Source organism: Actinospica durhamensis, assembly GCF_018139695.1.
Classification (GTDB): domain Bacteria; phylum Actinomycetota; class Actinomycetes; order Streptomycetales; family Catenulisporaceae; genus Actinospica; species Actinospica durhamensis.
In genome coordinates this window covers 1-515 of the sequence record NZ_JAGSOG010000698.1, presented here as the reverse complement: position 1 = coordinate 515, position 515 = coordinate 1, and the positions used below count along the sequence as shown (strand labels likewise).

Genomic DNA, 515 nt, shown 5'->3' with positions numbered 1-515 from the left:
TCCGCCAGCGCAAGCGGACCACCTTCACCGAGATCGGCCGGGCGGTCTTCGCCCGGTACCGCAAGCGGTCGACGCTCGGCTTCGCCCTCTTCATCGGCCAGGCGTTCCTCTACAACGCCATCACCTTCGGCTTCGGCGCGATCCTCACCCGGTTCTTCGACGTCCCGTCGGGCCACACCGGCTACTACTTCGCCGTCATCGCGCTCGGCAACTTCCTGGGCCCGCTGCTGCTCGGCAAGCTGTTCGACACGGTCGGCCGCCGGGTGATGATCTCCGGTACGTACCTGCTCTCCGGCCTGCTGCTGTTCGGCACGGCCTGGCTGTTCGACCAGGGCTCGCTGAGCGCGACCACCCTCACGGCCTGCTGGTGCGCGGTGCTGTTCTTCGCCTCGGCCGGCGCGTCCAGCGCCTACCTCACGGTCTCCGAGATCTTCCCGATGGAGACCCGGGCCATGTCCATCGCCTTCTTCTACGCCATCGGCACCGCCGCCGGCGGCATCAGCGGCCCCCTGCTG

General features: G+C 68.7%; 1 protein-coding gene. It reads left to right on the top strand.

From position 1 onward, the window contains the following. Positions 1-515, top strand: a 515-nt coding sequence (locus KDL01_RS41780) for an MFS transporter (RefSeq protein ID WP_212534249.1), incomplete at both ends; no start/stop codon positions are given.